Annotated in this window: 15 protein-coding genes; 13 read left to right on the forward strand and 2 right to left on the reverse strand. The window is 57.8% G+C overall.

From position 1 onward, the window contains the following. Positions 1-118 precede the first annotated feature (118 nt). The 9 genes from GXP70_RS04335 (at position 119) to folE (ending at position 7391) form a co-directional block, all read left to right on the forward strand. Entirely contained in the window at positions 119-1525 is a 1407-nt protein-coding gene (locus GXP70_RS04335; protein WP_162355340.1) for an undecaprenyl-phosphate glucose phosphotransferase, read from the forward strand. Next, a complete protein-coding gene (locus GXP70_RS04340) occupies positions 1515-2492 on the forward strand; it encodes a glycosyltransferase family 2 protein (RefSeq protein WP_162355341.1) in 978 nt (325 codons plus the stop codon). Before GXP70_RS04335 ends, GXP70_RS04340 begins: the two co-directional genes overlap by 11 nt. A 146-nt stretch (positions 2493-2638) precedes the next feature. Next, entirely contained in the window at positions 2639-3139 is a 501-nt protein-coding gene (locus GXP70_RS04345) for a hypothetical protein (RefSeq protein WP_162355342.1), read from the forward strand. Positions 3140-3422: 283 nt separating this feature from the next. Further along, complete coding sequence (locus GXP70_RS04350; RefSeq protein WP_162355343.1) at positions 3423-3845, forward strand: GNAT family N-acetyltransferase; 423 nt, start codon at positions 3423-3425, stop codon at positions 3843-3845. A 191-nt stretch (positions 3846-4036) separates the two neighbouring features. Next, positions 4037-4588, forward strand: coding sequence for a DUF402 domain-containing protein (locus GXP70_RS04355; RefSeq protein ID WP_162355344.1), 552 nt, complete (start codon positions 4037-4039; stop codon positions 4586-4588). A gap of 7 nt (positions 4589-4595) precedes the next feature. Next, positions 4596-5267: a signal peptidase I gene (lepB, locus tag GXP70_RS04360; protein WP_162355345.1), complete on the forward strand. Its 672-nt coding sequence runs from the start codon at positions 4596-4598 to the stop codon at positions 5265-5267. 70 nt (positions 5268-5337) lie between these two features. Further along, complete coding sequence (gene queG / locus GXP70_RS04365) at positions 5338-6450, forward strand: tRNA epoxyqueuosine(34) reductase QueG (protein ID WP_162360285.1); 1113 nt, start codon at positions 5338-5340, stop codon at positions 6448-6450. Positions 6451-6527: 77 nt separating this feature from the next. Then, complete coding sequence (locus GXP70_RS04370) at positions 6528-6752, forward strand: YneF family protein (RefSeq protein ID WP_162355346.1); 225 nt, start codon at positions 6528-6530, stop codon at positions 6750-6752. A gap of 45 nt (positions 6753-6797) precedes the next feature. Next, a complete protein-coding gene (gene folE / locus GXP70_RS04375) occupies positions 6798-7391 on the forward strand; it encodes a GTP cyclohydrolase I FolE (protein ID WP_162355347.1) in 594 nt (197 codons plus the stop codon). A 77-nt stretch (positions 7392-7468) separates the two neighbouring features. On the opposite strand, the gene GXP70_RS04380 is transcribed toward folE, so the two are convergent. Continuing rightward, positions 7469-8686, reverse strand: a complete 1218-nt coding sequence (locus tag GXP70_RS04380) for an alpha/beta hydrolase (protein ID WP_225442658.1) — start codon at positions 8684-8686, stop codon at positions 7469-7471. Between the two features lie 321 nt (positions 8687-9007). Here GXP70_RS04380 and GXP70_RS04385 point away from each other — a divergent pair, with 321 nt between their 5' ends. From GXP70_RS04385 to GXP70_RS04395, 3 genes are all read left to right on the forward strand, one after another. Next, the gene (locus tag GXP70_RS04385; RefSeq protein ID WP_162355348.1) at positions 9008-9754 is read left to right on the forward strand and encodes an IclR family transcriptional regulator; all 747 of its coding nucleotides are present in this window, start codon (positions 9008-9010) and stop codon (positions 9752-9754) included. A gap of 667 nt (positions 9755-10421) precedes the next feature. Beyond that, a complete protein-coding gene (locus tag GXP70_RS04390; RefSeq protein WP_263864096.1) occupies positions 10422-11579 on the forward strand; it encodes a glycosyltransferase family 2 protein in 1158 nt (385 codons plus the stop codon). Further along, on the forward strand, positions 11576-12667 hold the full coding sequence (locus GXP70_RS04395; protein WP_162355350.1) for a glycosyltransferase family 4 protein: 1092 nt from the start codon (positions 11576-11578) through the stop codon (positions 12665-12667). The genes GXP70_RS04390 and GXP70_RS04395 overlap by 4 nt, the downstream gene beginning before the upstream one ends. Positions 12668-12818: 151 nt before the next feature. Here GXP70_RS04395 and acnA read toward each other — a convergent pair whose 3' ends face one another. Continuing rightward, positions 12819-15536: an aconitate hydratase AcnA gene (gene acnA, locus GXP70_RS04400; protein WP_162355351.1), complete on the reverse strand. Its 2718-nt coding sequence runs from the start codon at positions 15534-15536 to the stop codon at positions 12819-12821. Between the two features lie 366 nt (positions 15537-15902). Here acnA and GXP70_RS04405 point away from each other — a divergent pair, with 366 nt between their 5' ends. Further along, on the forward strand, positions 15903-17108 hold the full coding sequence (locus GXP70_RS04405) for an amidase domain-containing protein (protein WP_225442659.1): 1206 nt from the start codon (positions 15903-15905) through the stop codon (positions 17106-17108). The last annotated feature ends 42 nt before the right edge of the window (positions 17109-17150 follow it).

Here is a 17150-nt window from a genome sequence, read left to right on the forward strand (position 1 = left end):
CTTCAGCAATAAGTTTCTTGTATATGGAATCTATAGTTGTTTATTGCATTGTTGGATGACCCGTCATTATTTGATACAATAAGAATTGATATGACATTTCAAGATTAGGAGTGATGCTATGATCCGACAAAACCAGCGTTTCTTGACTCAGATTTACGTATTTGCGGATCTACTGTGCACGCTCTTAACCTTCTTAGCCGCGTATTGGTTAAAGTTTAAAAGCGAAATAATGCCATATCAGCCTACTCTTCCATTTAGAACATATATCATGTGGGCAACCGTATATTCCCTGACCGCGATTCTGATCGGCTTTTATGTCCGTTTCTATGCGCCGAGGCGGAGGAAAAGCTTGTCTTATGAAGCGATGAAGATCATTCAGGTTCAATTGTTAAGCTTCTTAGGCTTGCTGAGCATGCTCTATATCCTAAAGGAAGTACACATTTCCCGAGAGTTTCTGGCACTCTATTTATTCGTAAATATTCTATGTTTGTGTATCTACCGTTTCACCGTGAAAGAGGTACTGTCCCGCATCAGGAGAAGAGGCTACAATAAACGTTACATACTCATTCTCGGGGCCGGCTCGGTCGGCCGCAGCTTCCATGACAGCATAGAGCAGAACCCTGGTCTAGGTTACAGCGTCATCGGCTACCTGGACGATTACATGGACAAGCATGAAGACGAGCACCGCGCGCACAAGCCGATTCTCGGCAAGATCGACGATCTGGATGTCGTTCTGACGCGCCATACCATAGACGAAGTCATTATCGCCCTGCCGCTCAAGGCATACAAGAAATACGCCTTCATTATCGACAAGTGCGAACGCGCGGGCGTCAAGACGCTCATTATCCCGGATTTCTTCGACATTTTGCCGGCGCGTCCGTTTTTTGATAATTTCGCCGGAATCCCGCTCATTAACGTCAGGGATGTACCGCTGGACGAGCTCAGCAATCAGCTTCTGAAACGGATATTCGACATTGCTTTCTCCTTGTTGGCCATTATTGCGACATCGCCGCTGATGATCGTGGCATACGTGGGAATCAAGCTGACGTCGCCGGGACCGGTCATTTTCAAACAAGAGCGGGTCGGATTGGATCGCCGGACGTTTCCGATGTACAAGTTCCGTTCCATGCATGTCTTCGATCAGAAGACCGCCGACACGCAGTGGACGGTGGAGAACGACCCGCGGCGGACCAGGTTCGGTACGTTTCTGAGGAAGACGAGCATCGACGAGCTGCCGCAATTCTTCAATGTGCTCGCCGGTCATATGAGCGTTGTCGGACCGCGGCCGGAACGGCCTTTCTTCGTGGAGCAATTCAAAGAAGACATTCCGAAATACATGGTGAAGCATCATATTCGTCCGGGCATCACCGGCTGGGCGCAGACGAACGGCCTTCGCGGCGATACGTCCATTGAAGATCGGATCGTGCATGATCTCTTCTATATCGAGAACTGGACCTTCTTCTTCGATTTGCGGATAATCGTACGGACGGTAACGAAAGGTTTGCTGAATAAAAATGCCTATTAATCCGGATCATCGCGTTTCTGTTATTATTCCGACGTATAATGCAGGTCCCGATTTCAAACAGCTGCTTGGCAGGCTTCACAACCAATCTCGGCCGCCGCAGGAAATCATCGTTATCGATTCCAGTTCGACGGACGGAACGGCGGAGACGGCCCGTCTTGCTGGCGCGCGCGTCATTCCGATTGCGAAGGCGAACTTCGATCACGGCGGGACGCGCAACGCCGCGGCGCAGCAGGCTGCAGGCGATACGCTGCTCTTCATGACACAGGATGCATGTCCGGAGGATGCGTACCTGATAGAGAACCTGCTAGAAGCGTTGTATGCCGACGAGAACACGGCTTGCGCATATGCGCGGCAATTGGCGAGGGCAGACGCTGACATGCTCGAACGCATGGCCAGGGAGAGCAACTACCCGCCGGTCTCGAGGCGTAAGGAACGAAAGGATCTTCCCGAGCTCGGCATCAAAACGTTCTTCTGTTCGAACGTATGCGCGGCGTACAGGAAATCCGTATTCTACGAGCTCGGTCAATTCGATGCGCCGGTGCTGTTCAATGAAGACCTCTTCTTCGCGGCGCGCTGCGTATTGAACGGCTATGCCGTTCGCTATGCGGCCGAGGCGCGGGTCATCCATTCGCATCATTACACGATCATGCAGCAGTTCAGACGGTATTTCGACAATGGGGTATCCATGCGGGACAACGAATGGGTGTATCCGTATGCAGCTGTCGGGAAGGCGGGATCGAATCTGGTCCGTCAGCAGTTGAGGGCCGTCATCCGCAGCCGGCGCTGGCTGTGGATCCCGAGGCTGGCGGCTGACGCGGCCGCAAAGTTTATCGGGTTCCAGCTCGGGAAACGATACCGGAAGCTTCCGCCCGGGCTTTGCGTACGGTTCAGCATGCACCGGGGGATTTGGGCGAAGCTGCGGTCGGCAAGCCCCGAACGGGAATCGGCAACCGGTATTATGAAATAGGCAAAGACATAAGGCCTCGAACATGCAGTTCGAGGTTATTTTCATACCAATGCGTGTCGAATAAAGCTGAAATAGGCAAGAAATTGTCGGCACGAAACTACAGTAGTATCGGTTTGAAATACAGTTTGGACCGGGAGGTTTACGTGATGAAGAAGTGGATCGCAATTCTGATATTAGTCGCAGGCATCGGATTTGCCGGCTATAAGTATGCCTATCATTTGATCGGCAATAAAATCATGGATCAGTTGGCGGACGAGGTGATGAATACGAAGGAAGTCGACCAGATGCTGGCCGATCCCGACGTGAAGCGTATGATCGAGAGCAGTCTGAACGCGAATGACGTGAAGCAGCTGCTCGGGGCGAAGCAAGGAGACGCAGGGGAACAAGGAAGCGGCGCCCAGGAGTCGCAAGGAGCGTCCGCGCCAGCCAAGAAGATGGTGGTCAAAAACAAAAACGAAGCGATCAAGCTGGTGATGAACAAGTTCTCGGTCAGGGAGCTGAAGGACATGGCATCGAAGGTTAACGGCGGCATGTCGGAAACGGAGAAAGAGTCGATGAAGCAGCAATTGACGGATCGGTTCACCAAGGATGAGCTCGATTCGTTGAAGATCATCGCACTGATGGAAACGGAGAAGCGCAAAGGTTAAAAATAAAGAGCGGCTTGCATAGGCTTGGGCTACAAACCATGCAAGCCGCTTTTGCCGTGTAGCCATCGGCTATGTAGAAAGTACTATATGTAAACGATTGCAATAAAGCGCTTTCAATAGTATAATGGAGATTTTCGAAATTTTTTAAGCTTTTTTAAAGGTTTAAGAAGGATTTCAGATGATTTTGTCGTATTATTAATTTTACCTAAAAAATTCGTTAGTCCATCATTAGTAAATCGTAAGTTTATCAATTCATACTGCGTTTGAAGAGGAGCTTAAAGATATGGACGTTCGATCTTTTCAATTAGCCGATTATCGACCTGTAACCGAGCTGCTGCAAACCGTTTTGTCGGAAGAATGTTATGAGCAGACGATGGAAGCATTCGCCCGCCAGTTGTCCTGGGACAGCGAACTGGTGCTGGTCGCTTCCGTCGGCGGCGAAATCGCAGGCATTATGATCGGCACGATTGATAATGGCCGTGGGTACTATTACCGCATTGCCGTGCATCCGAATTATCAACGCCAAGGCATCGGGAAGAAGCTGATTGCCTCGCTTCGGCAGCGTTTCGTGCAGCGGAACGTGACCAAGATTATGATTACGGCGGACGAGCATAACGAACCCATCCTATCGCTTTATGAATCGCTCGGCTATGTCGCGGCGGATTTTTTCCGTTCCTTCCAGAAGCTGAGCATTGTCGCGGGGTAATAATCCCCGGCTTCCATCTTCACGATCGGTTTCACTCCAGACAAGCATATCTGCCGTCATTGCTTTTGGCGCACAGATATGCTTTTCTTAACTTATAGGAAAGAATACCCGTCAATATTGGAATAATAAATAATCATTCATCAAGGCACGACATGCGTTCTAGAAATGATGTCTGCGTAGGAGTATTGCTTATGACAACCTATCGGCCCTGTGTCATTAAGAGCTTCAAGAACAATGGGCATTTGCACCGGATGTGGCTGGAAAACTGGCTGGTGCCTTCGGAGCAGCTGGCCCCGGAACACGCCGCGGAATCGATGCTCGTCTTCATCAACCGTCAGACCCCGATCCAGGAAGCGGACGGCAAACAGTGGATCAGCCGAGTCCCGGCGGTATCCTTCTTCATTCCAGGCGAGTGGTTCAACGTAGTCGGCCTGCTGGAGGAGCAAGGCGTCCGGTATTACTGCAACGTGGCTTCGCCGCTCTTCTTCCAGAACGATGTGCTCACGTATATCGATTATGATCTCGACGTCATCGTTCCCCGCGGCGGCAAGGCGCAGGTCGTGGATCAGGAGGAGTACGAGCTGCACAAGATCGCCTATCATTATTCGGAGGAAGTCAACCGAAAAGTAATGGAGGGGCTCAAGGCGCTGCTCCACCGCGCGCAGAACGGACAAGCTCCGTTCGACGACCATCTTATTATGTCGTATTACGACGCGTGGGATAAACAAACGGGCGAGGTGTAGCTGACAAATGAATACGGGTCCGGGTCGGGGAAGCGAAACACCGCAGGAAATCGAACAAGCGGCTTTGGGACCGCGCAGGAGCAGGACGGCACCCGTAAGAGCGAAGCAGGAACGTTCCCCGTCCTCGAAGCCGGCAGAGGGCCGGAGGCTGCCGCCATGGCTGGCAGAGGTCCGGGACTGGGTGCGCACGCTGATCGTCGCCGTCGTTGTCGTGCTGTGCATGCATTATTTTGTATTCAGTCTCTCGACGGTGAAGGGCCAGTCGATGCAGCCTACGCTCGACGATAAAGAGTGGCTGATGGTCAATAAAATCAGCTACCGGCTCGGTTCGCCGCGAACCGGCGACGTCGTTATCGTGAAAGACCCGGATGAAGGCGCGGTTCGCAAAGAGTACCTCGTCAAGCGGATCGTCGGCGGTCCCGGCGACCGGATCGAGATTCGGCAGGGCGAGCTGTATCGCAACGGCGAACTTGTCGTGGAGCCGTATACGGACGTATTGGTCGAGGATCCCGACTTCGGGCCGGTCACCGTGGCGGCGGAGCATTATTTCATCATGGGCGACAACCGGCACGCGAGAGCAAGCCGGGACAGCCGCGCGTTCCAAGCCGTGCCGCGCAGCGCGATTCTCGGGCGGGCGGACTTGATTCTATGGCCGATCACGCGCTGGGCGCATTTGTGACGGGTTAGGAAGGGAGGTGCCGAATTTGATCGGCGGCAGCGTACAGGATTGGCAGCAGGTGAAAGACGACATGAAGGCTGCGGCGAAAGAACTCGGCATCGACAAGATCGGCGTCGCTTCCGCCGAGCCGTTCACGGAACTGAAGGCGTGGCTGGAACGGCACCGGGAGCTGGGCTACGAGTCGGGATTCGAGGAGCCCGATCTGAATAAGCGGACGGAGCCGGCGCTGCTGTTCGACGACCCGAGGTCCATTATCGCGATTGCAATCGCCTATCCGTCCAAGCTGCAAGATCCGCCCAAATCCGAGCCCGGGGCAAGAAGGGGCATACTGGCCAGGTCCGCCTGGGGCGAGGATTATCATACGGTGCTGCGGGAGCGGCTGCGGCGACTTGAAAGCTGGCTGCGGGAGCGCGTGCCGGAAGGACGCTTCCTCAGCATGGTGGATACCGGCGCCTTGTCGGACCGCGCCGTGGCGCTGCGTGCCGGCATCGGCTGGTCCGGCAGCAATTGCGCCATCATTACGCCGGAATGGGGCTCCTGGGTCTATCTCGGGGAGATGATCACGAATTTGCCCCTGCCGCCGGACAAGCCGGTGACCGAAAGCTGCGGCGACTGCACGGTCTGCATCGACGCTTGTCCGACGGATGCGCTCGTCGCGCCCGGGCAGCTTAACGCGCAGCGGTGCATTTCGTACGTAACGCAGACGAAAGGACTCGTCTCGGACGAGCTGATGCGCAAAATCGGCAACCGCCTGTACGGCTGCGATACATGCCAGATCGTCTGCCCGGAGAACAAAGGGAAGCACGCGTCGCATCATCCGGAGCTTGCCCCGGACAACGAGCTTGTGAAGCCGCTGCTCGTGCCGCTGCTGACGATGGGCAATCGCGAGTTCAAGGAGCGCTACGGCTCCAATGCGTCCGCCTGGCGCGGCCGCAAGCCGATCCAGCGCAATGCCGTCATCGCGCTCGGCAATTTCAAGGACGAAGCGTCTATTCCCGCGCTCGAAGGCGTGCTGCGGGACGACCCGCGCTTCGAGCTGCGGGCGACCGCGGCCTGGTCGCTCGGGCGTATCGGCGGCGAAGCGTCCTTCGCCGTGCTCTCGGGAGCGAGGGAGCGCGAGCGGGACGCGGCGGTGCTCGAGGCGATCGACGCGGCGCTGGACGGTCTGACCGCGTCTACTTGATTGATTGCGAACATATGCTTCCGCATGCTATTATAGAGACCAATATGACTATATGAGACAAGGCAAGGTGAACGGGTATGTGGACGGTCATTATTTCGATCATTACGCTCATCGTCGGCGCCGTCGCGGGCTTTTTCGTAGGCGTTTACTATCTCCGCAAGCAGTTGGAGAAGATGCAGAACGATCCGGAAATGCTGAAGAAGATGGCAAAGCAAATGGGCTATAACATGAACAACCAACAGCTGCAAAAGGCGCAAAGCATGATGAAGAACCAACAGCAGCGCCCGGGCAAACGGAGATAACCGTTTCCGCAGCCTAACGGTTTAGGGAAAGGAGACGGTGCGCAGATGGCGGGAATGAAAGACTACGTCAACACACACGTTTCGGATAATCGGGAGAAAATCGAGTATCACATTCAGCAAATTCTCGGGTTGATCGGGGAAGACGTCGATCGTGAAGGCTTGCTGGAAACGCCGGCGCGCGTAACGCGCATGTACGAGGAGATCTTCGCGGGTTACGCCGTCGATCCTCGCGACGTGCTTGGCGTGACCTTCGACGAACGGCACGAAGAGCTGGTCATCGTACGCGATATCGTGTACTACAGCCAATGCGAGCATCATATGGCGCCGTTCTTCGGGAAGGCGCATATCGGCTACATTCCGAGCGGCAAAATCGCCGGGCTGAGCAAGCTGGCGCGGCTGGTCGAGGCCATCACGCGCCGCCTGCAGGTGCAGGAGCGGATTACGTCGCAAATCGCGGACATAATGGAAGAGGTGCTGCAGCCGCATGGCGTCATGGTCGTCGTGGAAGGCGAGCATCTGTGCATGTGCGCTAGAGGCGTGAAGAAGCCGGGCAGCAAGACGGTAACGTCGGCCGTTCGCGGCGACTTCCGCACGAGTCCGGCGCTTCGTTCGGAGTTTCTGTCGCTGCTTAAGCAATAAAGCGGCGCCCTGCAATACAAAGGCCCGCGATGCGGACCGCCGGATTCGGCGGCCGCATCGCGGGCCTTTACGTTTATTCATGCGCTCTGGGCTTGATACGCGGCATCGACCTGGCTGAGGAACAAGGCGGCGCGCTGGATGTACTCCTTCGGATGCATTCGGAACAGCAGCTCATGCTTGCCGCCCTGCACGACCCAGCTGCGCGATAGCGCGTTGCGCTGGTCGGAAGCGATCGCCTCCGCGGTGGACACGGAAGCCATGGCGTCGTCCGTACCGTGCATGATGAAGAGCGGCATCTTGTAATCCGTCTGCATCACTTGCTTCACCGGCAGATGATCCAGCTGGACGCCGGTAAAGAACGGCAGCATCCACGTAATGAGCGGCATCGACGGGTAACGCGGAATGTCCTTCAAGTATTGGCGGACATTGTTATACATGGAGTCGGAGCTGGGCAGGAACAGGCTGTCGAGCAGCATGGCATCGATGCGGTCGGTGCCGTTCGTCTGCAGCGCGGCCTGCAGCGCCGTTCCGGCGCCCATCGAGAACCCCCAGACGACGACTTCGCCGGCGCCCTGCGAGCGCGCGTATTGGACGGCGGCTAACAGCTGCTGGGACTCCTCTTGCCCGCCCGTGGCGGGCGTACGTTTGCCGGAGGATGCATAGCCGTAATCGAACATGAAGACGTTATAATGGAGGCCGTGCAGCAGCTCGGCCAAATCATACATAGGCACCCACGTTTCCTCGCGGTTCGCGCCGTAGCCGTGGCTGAAGACGACGGTGCGGTTCGACTGCGCCTGAGCCGGAGCAGCGAGGTCTTGCGCCGCTGCCGCAGGCTTGCCTGAGCCGGAAGCGGCCTGACCGGCATGACCGGCGGAGACGTTCCCGCTATCGGCGGACGCGACCTTGCCGGAGGCGCTTGCGGCATGGACATCGCCGGCTGCCGAACTGCCGGCCGCGGCGCCGGATGCCGCCGGAATGTACCAGCCGTGAACGATCGTGCGGCCGCTTTGGCTCGGGAAGGCGACATCGCTGTAGGCGAGCCCTTTGGCATCGAGCGGGTTCGTGGTCAGCGCAGGCACGTATGGATGCGCGATGACCCAGGCGACATAGCCGTGAAAGGCCAGCGTCACGAAGAGCAGCAGCGCGACGAAGGCGGACAGCACCGCGAGCGCGGCATGCCTGCGGCGATTCCCGGCCGCGGCTTGCTCTACGGGAGCGGGCGCGGGGGTATAAGGAGGAAGAAGGCCGGGAGTAAGGCCTCCGGCCGGATGCATCGGTGTGATCGTCGTGCTCATGATAGTAACCCCCTCGGTGAAGTGCATCGTTGGCGAATGCCGTCCGTCGCGCCTGCAAGCGGACCGGCGACGGAGGGTCGAAACGGCAATACTAGAAAAAAGTCGAACGACTTTAAAAAATTAAATTGTAAGCGCTTCCTATTAGTTCTGTATTCCTATGTTATGGCGGATTGGCCGGCCTGTCAACGTATGTCGACAACTTGTTACGCTTCTGTAACGCGGCTGTAAAATAAGGACGGGCGCTTTACCGGATAGACCGGTTTACGTTATACTGGGTGTAATTAAGTTTCACTGCATGAAACCTGATTGGGGGAGAGAGCTGTGGCGGAGGATGGCAAATCAACGGTTCGCGCCGTTGAACGCGCGCTTGATTTATTGCTTTGTTTTACCGCACGGAAAGAATGGGCAATGACGGAGCTGGCCGAACAGGTCGGCCTGCACAAGAGCACCGTCCATCGCATGCTGGCTACGCTCGAACAGCGGGGATTCGTGGCGCGTGATCCGGCATCGGACCGCTACCGGCTCGGCCTGCGCATCTGGGAGCTGTCGGCCAATATGTCGGGCGCGGACGATCCTGCGGTCATCGGACTGCCGGAGATGGAGCGGCTGCGCGACATGCTCGGCGAGACGGTCAGCCTCTATCTGCGCGACGGCAATGAGCGGATTCGCATCCAGGCCGTGCAGAGCATCCAGGCGATCCGCCGGGTCGCGCCGATCGGCATGAGGCTGCCGCTCTATGTAGGAGCGTCCAGCAAAGTGCTGATCGCCTTCGAGGAACCGGCCAAGTGCGAGGAGCTGCTGCAGGATGAGTCCTGGCCGGCGTTCTTCGACCGGCAGCAATACCGCGAGCAGCTCGCGGAATGGCGCGCCCTCGGCTACGCGACCAGCGTAGAGGAGCGCGAGCAGGGAGCCGCCGCGGTGGCTGCGCCGGTCTTCTCGCGTACGGGCAAGCTGGTTGCCGCGCTCTCCGTGTCCGGCCCGTCGAACCGGCTGACGCCGGAGAAGATGCGCGAGCACGCGCCTGCCGTCATGGAAGCGGCTCGGCGGCTCGGCTCCATGCTGAAGTAATTCTTGCCCATGCCCGTGGCGTTACGCGTGATCTTACGTGACCCCGCCCGAGATTTTGCCCACGACATTGTGCTTGACCTTACCTGTGATCTTGTGCGTATCCGTACAGCGCACCTCGTCCAGGCAACATGTCCGTTTCCTTGCCTGTACAGCGTACCCAGTACCATGTCCGTAAAGCGTATCATTCCGAATCACATTCGAATCTCTTACCGGCTTGCGAAGCTGCATAGCGCGTAACTACCATAACATGGCGTAACAAAGAGCGTGTTCCGGGCTAACGATGCCCAAGAACACGCTCTTTCTGTTTGCCGCGCGGATGGTGGATTAGCCGTCAAGGCGTGATGATATGGTCGGAGTACCCTGCGAAGATGTTCTGAGTACCGACAGGCTGCGTGCTCATCCATACCCCGATATAGCCGCCGGGAGGCGCGCCCGTAATCGAAATAGAGTGGGATTCGTCAGGCTTTTTTGGTATGCGCTGCGGATAGGCGGCGGCCAATCGCGGAATCGAACGCCTCACAGGATAGCCGCACAAGCAAACGCCTGTCATTCCCATACATTAGTACAGGATGGTTACGGCGGAAGGAGCGGCAACATGGCCGATTTAGGGATAGTAATGCCTGTATATAAGCAAAAGCCCGCCTTCCTCGGGGCGGCGCTCGATTCTGTGCTGAAGCAAACGTTCCGCGATTTCAAGCTGATCATCGTCATTGACGGCGCTCCGGAGATGGAAACGCTCGTTCGCGGCTATTTGAACGGCGACCGGCGGGCGACAGTCGTCTCGCATGCCGTGAATCTAGGCGTTGCGGCTGCGCTCAATACCGGCTTCCGGCAGCTGCTGGACAGTCCCGGCATCGACTATTTGACATGGGTTTCCAGCGACAACGTCTACGATCCGAGATTCCTCGAGACGCTACGCCGCGCGCTGGCGAAAGGGCCGGATGAGCTGGGACTCGTATTCAGCTCGTTTCAAAGCATCGACGATGTAGGCCGGCCGCTCAATGACGAGCAAATGCTGGCCGTTCAGCGGCAATACCAAGCCCAGCCGGCGGAGAAGCTGCTCGATTCCTCGCTGGTCGGCGTGTCGTTCATGTACAAATCCAAGTATGCCCGGTTGATCGACGGTTACGAGCTGTCGCCGGTCGAGGATTACGATTATTGGCTTCGTCTTACCGAGCATTGCGCAATGAAATATATTCCCGTGGAGCTCGTCGATTACCGCGTGAATTCCGCGTTCGGCGTACCGGCATCGCTGCATACGATTGCCCAGCACCGCAAATGGCGGTATACGTATCACCTGGCCAGACTTAAGGCGCGGATGCGTAGAGGGAGCGTGCCGGACATAACGATCTTATACCCTCTGAAGACGTCGAATGCGGAGACGATCGCACGGATCGAGAATCTGTATGAGCAAGCCTTCAATAACTATATATGCTATGTTCTGGATCTGTCGCCGGATATGCGGGTTACGGCCGAGCTGTCGGCGATCTCGCATCCGATGACGGATTTCAAATGGTTCCCGAATATGAGCGGGCCGACGGCGTTGCTGCACGCCGTTCAGATGGTGCAGACGTCCTACTGCCTCGTGCTCGGCCCGGACCTGTTCAAGGACGCGATGGATCTAACGCTGATGTACGACGAGCTGCGGAAAGCGCCGCCCCTGGTGGTGTCCGACTACTATATCCCCGATCATACGCAGCTTGGCTATCGCCATGCCACTCCGGAAGCGAATCCGAAGCCCGGCATTAGCGATGAGCTGTTCCGCAGGCAAAGTCTCATCGACTATATCAAATCGCATTATACGACGATGGGTGATCCGCTATGAAACTGCTGTTTACGTTCTTCAATCCGAGCGGCGGGATGGAGACGCTTAACCGCATTCGCTGCAAAGCGTTAAGCGCATGGAAGGCGGAGTGCCACCTGCTGTATTCCATCGACGGCGAAGGACGCAAGAACATTAAAGATATCCCGACCTTCATCATGAATGACGAAGCGGCCATCCGGCGGCTGATCGAGCGCGAACGGTACGATGCGATCGTGGTCTGCACCGACGTGATGCTGCTCACGCTAATGCGCAGGATCGGCTATCGCGGACTGCTCGTCTTCGAAATTCAAGGGCTGGGGACGTTGGAGATGGCCACCTCGGCGCTGCAGCATATCGCTGCCCTCGTATTGCAATCGGCCGACGCGGTGCTCTATCCGCAGACGGGCCATCTGAAGCGGCTGCTGCCGGGGTATTTGCCGGGCATTCCCCACTTCTGCTTCGACGATCCGCTGGATACGGTGGACTTCGGCTACGCCGCCTATCCCCCGAAGCCCTTCCCGATCTTCGGATGGGTCGGGCGGATCGAGGAAAACAAAAACTGGCGGGACTTCCTGCTGATCGGCGCGCGTGTATTGAACCGGCATCCGGAGGGCTTTCTCTGGATGTTCGGCGATCCGAGCCTCGGCGAACCGAAGGAGAAGGCGATGTTCGACAAATGGGTGGACGGCCTGCAGCTGCGGCGCAAGCTGATCATGCACGCGAACGTGCCGCATGAGCAGATGGCGGATTATTTCTCGATCATCGGGGATTCCGGCGGGCTGCTGCTGTCGACGTCCATCCTCGAGGGGTTCGGCTATGCCGTCGCGGAAGCGATGCTGTGCCGCTGCCCGGTGCTGACGACCGATTCCGACGGCATCCGCAGGTTCCTGGAGCATAACGCGACCGGCAAGCTGTATGCCAGAGCCAACATCAGCCAGGCCTGCGCGGAGGCGGAGTCGCTGATGAGCGACCTCCCTTTGCGCAAATCGATCATCGATAAGGCGGAAGCGCATATCAAAGCGAATTTCTCCTGCGCCAAATACGCGCGAAACTTCTTCGGCATGCTTCGGAAACTGAAGGATGTCAGCTCCAGGACCGGGCAGCTCTAATACAGAGCTCCGGCAATCGCACGAAGTCATACGCACGATGGACCGAAACCGTAAGCAAAATCGCATGCAGAAAGACCCGCTCTTCGCGATGAAGAGCGGGTCTTTTTTACGCTGGCGAGCTAGCGTTCCAGCGGGGCTTGGCGAGCGAATCTTACTTCGCGTTAGCCGCGATCATTTGACGGAGCACGGTTTGGAGAATACCGCTGTTCCGGTAGTAGTCGACATCGACCAGGGAGTCCAGACGTACGCTGGCAGGGAATTCGAACGTCGTGCCGTCTTCGCGCGTGGCGACGACGGTAACCGTTTGACCCGGCTGTACGTCGTTGCTCAGGCCGACGATGTCGAACGTTTCGCGTCCCGTGATGTTCAGCGTTTTCCAGCTGTGGCCTTCCGTGAACTGCAGCGGCAGTACGCCCATGCCCACGAGGTTGGAACGGTGAATACGCTCGAAGCTTTCGGCGATAACGGCTTTCACGCCGAGCAGGAACGTGCCTTTCGCCGCCCAGTCGCGGGAGCTTCCCGTACCGTATTCTTTGCCGGCGATAACGACGAGGTTCTTGCCGTTCTTCTGATACTGCATCGATGCGTCGTAGATGGACATCACTTCGTCCGTCGGCAGGTAAGTCGTTACGCCGCCTTCCGTGCCGGGAGCAACCTGGTTGCGGATCCGGATGTTCGCGAACGTGCCGCGCATCATGACTTCGTGGTTGCCGCGGCGCGAACCGTAGGAGTTGAAGTCCGCTTTGTCGACGCCGTGCTTGATCAGGTATTCGCCGGCAGGGCTGTCGGTCTTGATATTGCCCGCTGGAGAGATATGGTCCGTCGTGACGGAGTCGCCGAGCAGCGCCAGTACGCTTGCGCTCTTGATGTCTTCGATGTCGCCGATATCGGAGCCGAGGTTCTCGAAGAACGGCGGGTTCTGGATATACGTCGATTTCGCGTCCCACTCGTAGCTTTCGCCAGTCGGTACGTCGATCGCGTTCCAACGCTCGTTCTGCGTAAACACGTTCTCGTACTTGTCGCGGAACATCTGCGGGCTCATGGCCGTCGCGATGGCGTCGGCGATCTCTTTGGACGTCGGCCAGATGTCTTTGAGGTACACCGGCTCGTTGTTGCCGTCATAGCCGATCGGATCGGAAGACAGGTCGATGTTGACCGTTCCGGCAAGGGCGTAAGCGACGACAAGCGGCGGCGATGCCAGGTAGTTGGCTTTGACCTGCGCGTGCACGCGGCCTTCGAAGTTCCGGTTGCCGGACAGGACGGCCGCGACCGTCATGTCGTTATCGGCGATCGCTTTGCTGACTTCGTCCGGCAGCGGACCGGAGTTGCCGATACAGGTTGCGCAGCCGTAGCCGGCCACGTAGAAGCCGAGCTGCTCGAGCGGATCGAGAAGGCCGGACTTCGTCAAGTAGTCCGTAACGACCAGGGAGCCCGGCGTCAAGGAGCTCTTCACGTAAGCCGGTTTCTTCAGGCCGCGCTCGACGGCTTTCTTCGCCACGAGACCCGCGCCCAGCATAACGCTCGGGTTGGAGGTGTTCGTGCAGCTGGTGATGGCCGCGATAACGACGGCGCCCGTGCCCATTTTGCTCACTTGGCCGTTGTTGTGCTTCACTTCGACGACTTGATCGATTTGGTTGTCGGACAGACCGTAGCCGCCTTTGTCGATCGGCGTGCGGATGATGCCGTTGAACGCGTCTTTCATCGCCGTCAGCTCGACGCGGTCCTGCGGACGCTTCGGACCCGCAAGGGACGGAACGATCGTGGACAGGTCGAGTTCGACGATGTCGGAGAAGACCGGTTCAGGCGTGTCGTCCGTGCGGAACATGCCTTGTGCCTTATAGTAAGCTTCAACGAGCGCGATCTGTTCTTCTTCGCGGCCGGTGGAACGCAAGAAGTTCAGCGTTTCGCTGTCGACGGGGAAGAAGCCGACGGTTGCGCCGTACTCTGGAGCCATGTTGGCTACCGTCGCGCGGTCAGCCAGGCTGATGTTGGACAGACCAGGGCCGAAGAATTCGACGAACTTGCCGACAACGCCCTTCTTACGCAGGATTTGGGTAACCGTCAACGCGAGGTCGGTTGCCGTTGCGCCTTCTGCCAGGCTGCCCGTCAGACGGAAGCCGATAACTTCCGGCGTGACGAAGTACAGCGGCTGGCCGAGCATGCCGGCTTCCGCCTCGATGCCGCCGACGCCCCAGCCGACGACGCCGAGACCGTTGATCATCGTCGTGTGGGAGTCCGTGCCTACGAGGGAGTCCGGATATACGACCGTTTCGCCGTCGATGGTCTTCGTAGCGGCAACGGATGCCAGATACTCCAGGTTAACTTGGTGAACGATACCCGTGCCCGGCGGCACGGCGCGGAAGTTCTCGAATGCCGTTTGCGCCCAGCGAAGGAAGCGGTAGCGCTCTTCGTTGCGTTTGAATTCGATGTTCGTGTTGTACTCCAGCGCGTCCGGCGTGCCGAACGCGTCGACCATGACGGAGTGGTCGATAACGAGGTCAACCGGCACGAGCGGGTTGATTTGTTTCGGGTCGCCGCCCGATTTCTTCACGGTGTCGCGCATGGCCGCCAGGTCGACGACGACCGGCACGCCCGTGAAGTCCTGCAGGACGATACGCGCAGGAATGAAAGGAATTTCTTTGTCTTCGCGTCCGTCAGCCCAAGTTGCCAGCTGCTTGACGTGTTCTTTCGTGATGCCGCGTCCGTCGAATTGACGAACGGCTGCTTCGAGAAGCACCTTGATGGAGAATGGGAGCTTCGAGATCTTGCCCAGGCCTTGCTCTTCCAGTCCGTCCAGACGGTAGTAAGCGAACTGCTTGCCGCCGACCGACAGCGATTCGCGGACGGAGTACTCGTTTTGCTTTGCCATTGCGTTTCGCGCCTCCTTGATTGCGTGTTGAGTTTCATTCTGTGAAACACGATTTCAAAAACAAATCATACTCCAAGTATAGCGTTTTTCGCGCAAATAGGAAAGACCAAATATCGCCTGAAGCGCGGATATTCCGCCTGTTTCCGTGCCGCTGGCAGCTGCCCGCCGTCGTCCGCGGCACAGACCCGCCTGATGCCGGAGGCTTCGCGCCCGAACGAGCAGTGAGCGTTAATTCACATGAAAAGGCAGCTTTGCTCATAGAATGAACCAGCAAGGTTCCGCCCGCGAGCCGGGAGGATAATCCATGATTCCGTTAACATGACCATTAACATGATTCCATTAAACGGACGTGCGGGAGGGATCCAGGTGCCGCGATCGCGAACACGACCCGGAACAGGCAAATCGGTAACGAATAGTAGAAGCTCGGCCGGCAAGCCGGGCCGCGCGCCGGCGCCGTCCGTGCGGCTGCACGGGGCGGGCAGGCCGGGCAGCGCCATGCTTGCGCGGGAGGGCGGGGAACCGCCGAACGCCGCCAGATCGGAAGGCTGGAAGGCCGCCATTCACCGTTACGTGAAGCTGTACAATCAAGCCGAGATCGACCGCTATTCCGCTCCGTTCGAGGCTGTCATCGCCGACGGCGACCACATGTCCCGGTTCGGCCGGCGGCTCGCCCGCTTGCGCGAGCAAGAGCTGCTGCGCGGCATTCTCCCCTCCCGGAGCGAGACGAGCGCCGAGCTGCTGCGCGTCAGCGAGTCCGGCACGCTCTCCGAGGTTTCCGTGCTGATCGAGCTGCGGGTCAAACGGACGATCGAGCATCATGGGCGCACGTACCTGGAGGAACGCTTCGACCGCGAGCGGCTGTGGCTGGCAGCCGAGGGCGCCGACTACGTCATCGCCCGCGTCGAGCCGATCGTCTCCGAGCGCCGGCCGCGGTTCAGCTCGTCCTATTCCGGCCACGGCGGCGGGTTCGCCGACGAGCAGGCGCTGGCCGCGGAGAGCAAGCCGCAGTCCATACCTTATATAAATTATGATGTTTTGCCGTTTTTCAAACATGGCCGCGCGGGAATTCGCTACCGCCGCGATTTGGCCGCCGCCTATGCCGACCGCTGGTGGAACGAGCCGAATCCCGCCTACGAGAACTTCGAGGTCAATTGCACGAACTTCATCTCCCAGTGTCTCTTTGCAGGCAATGGGCCGATGAACTATACTGGTAAAAGGGCTTCCGGCTGGTGGTACCGCGGGTTTAGCGGCGGCCGGGAAAATTGGAGCTACAGCTGGGCCGTGGCCAATGCGCTGCAGCAATATTTGTCGGCGCCGCATTCGTCGGCGCTGCGCGCTACGGTCGTCGATTCGGCGGATCAACTCGCCCTCGGCGATGTCATTATCTACGACTGGAGCGGCGACAACCGGTTTCAGCACAGCACGATCGTGACCGCGTTCGATGCGGCGGGCATGCCGCTGGTCAACGCGAATACGGTGCCCAGCCGACACCGCTACTGGGATTATCAGGATTCCTACGCATGGACGGAGAACACCAAGTACCGGTTCTTCCATATCGCGGATGAGTTTTGATTTACAGGCGTGACTTACGATCCGTCTTGCCATCGTCTTGTA

Origin of the sequence: Paenibacillus lycopersici (genome assembly GCF_010119935.1) — a bacterium.
In the GTDB taxonomy this organism is placed as follows: Bacteria; Bacillota; Bacilli; order Paenibacillales; family Paenibacillaceae; genus Paenibacillus_Z; species Paenibacillus_Z lycopersici.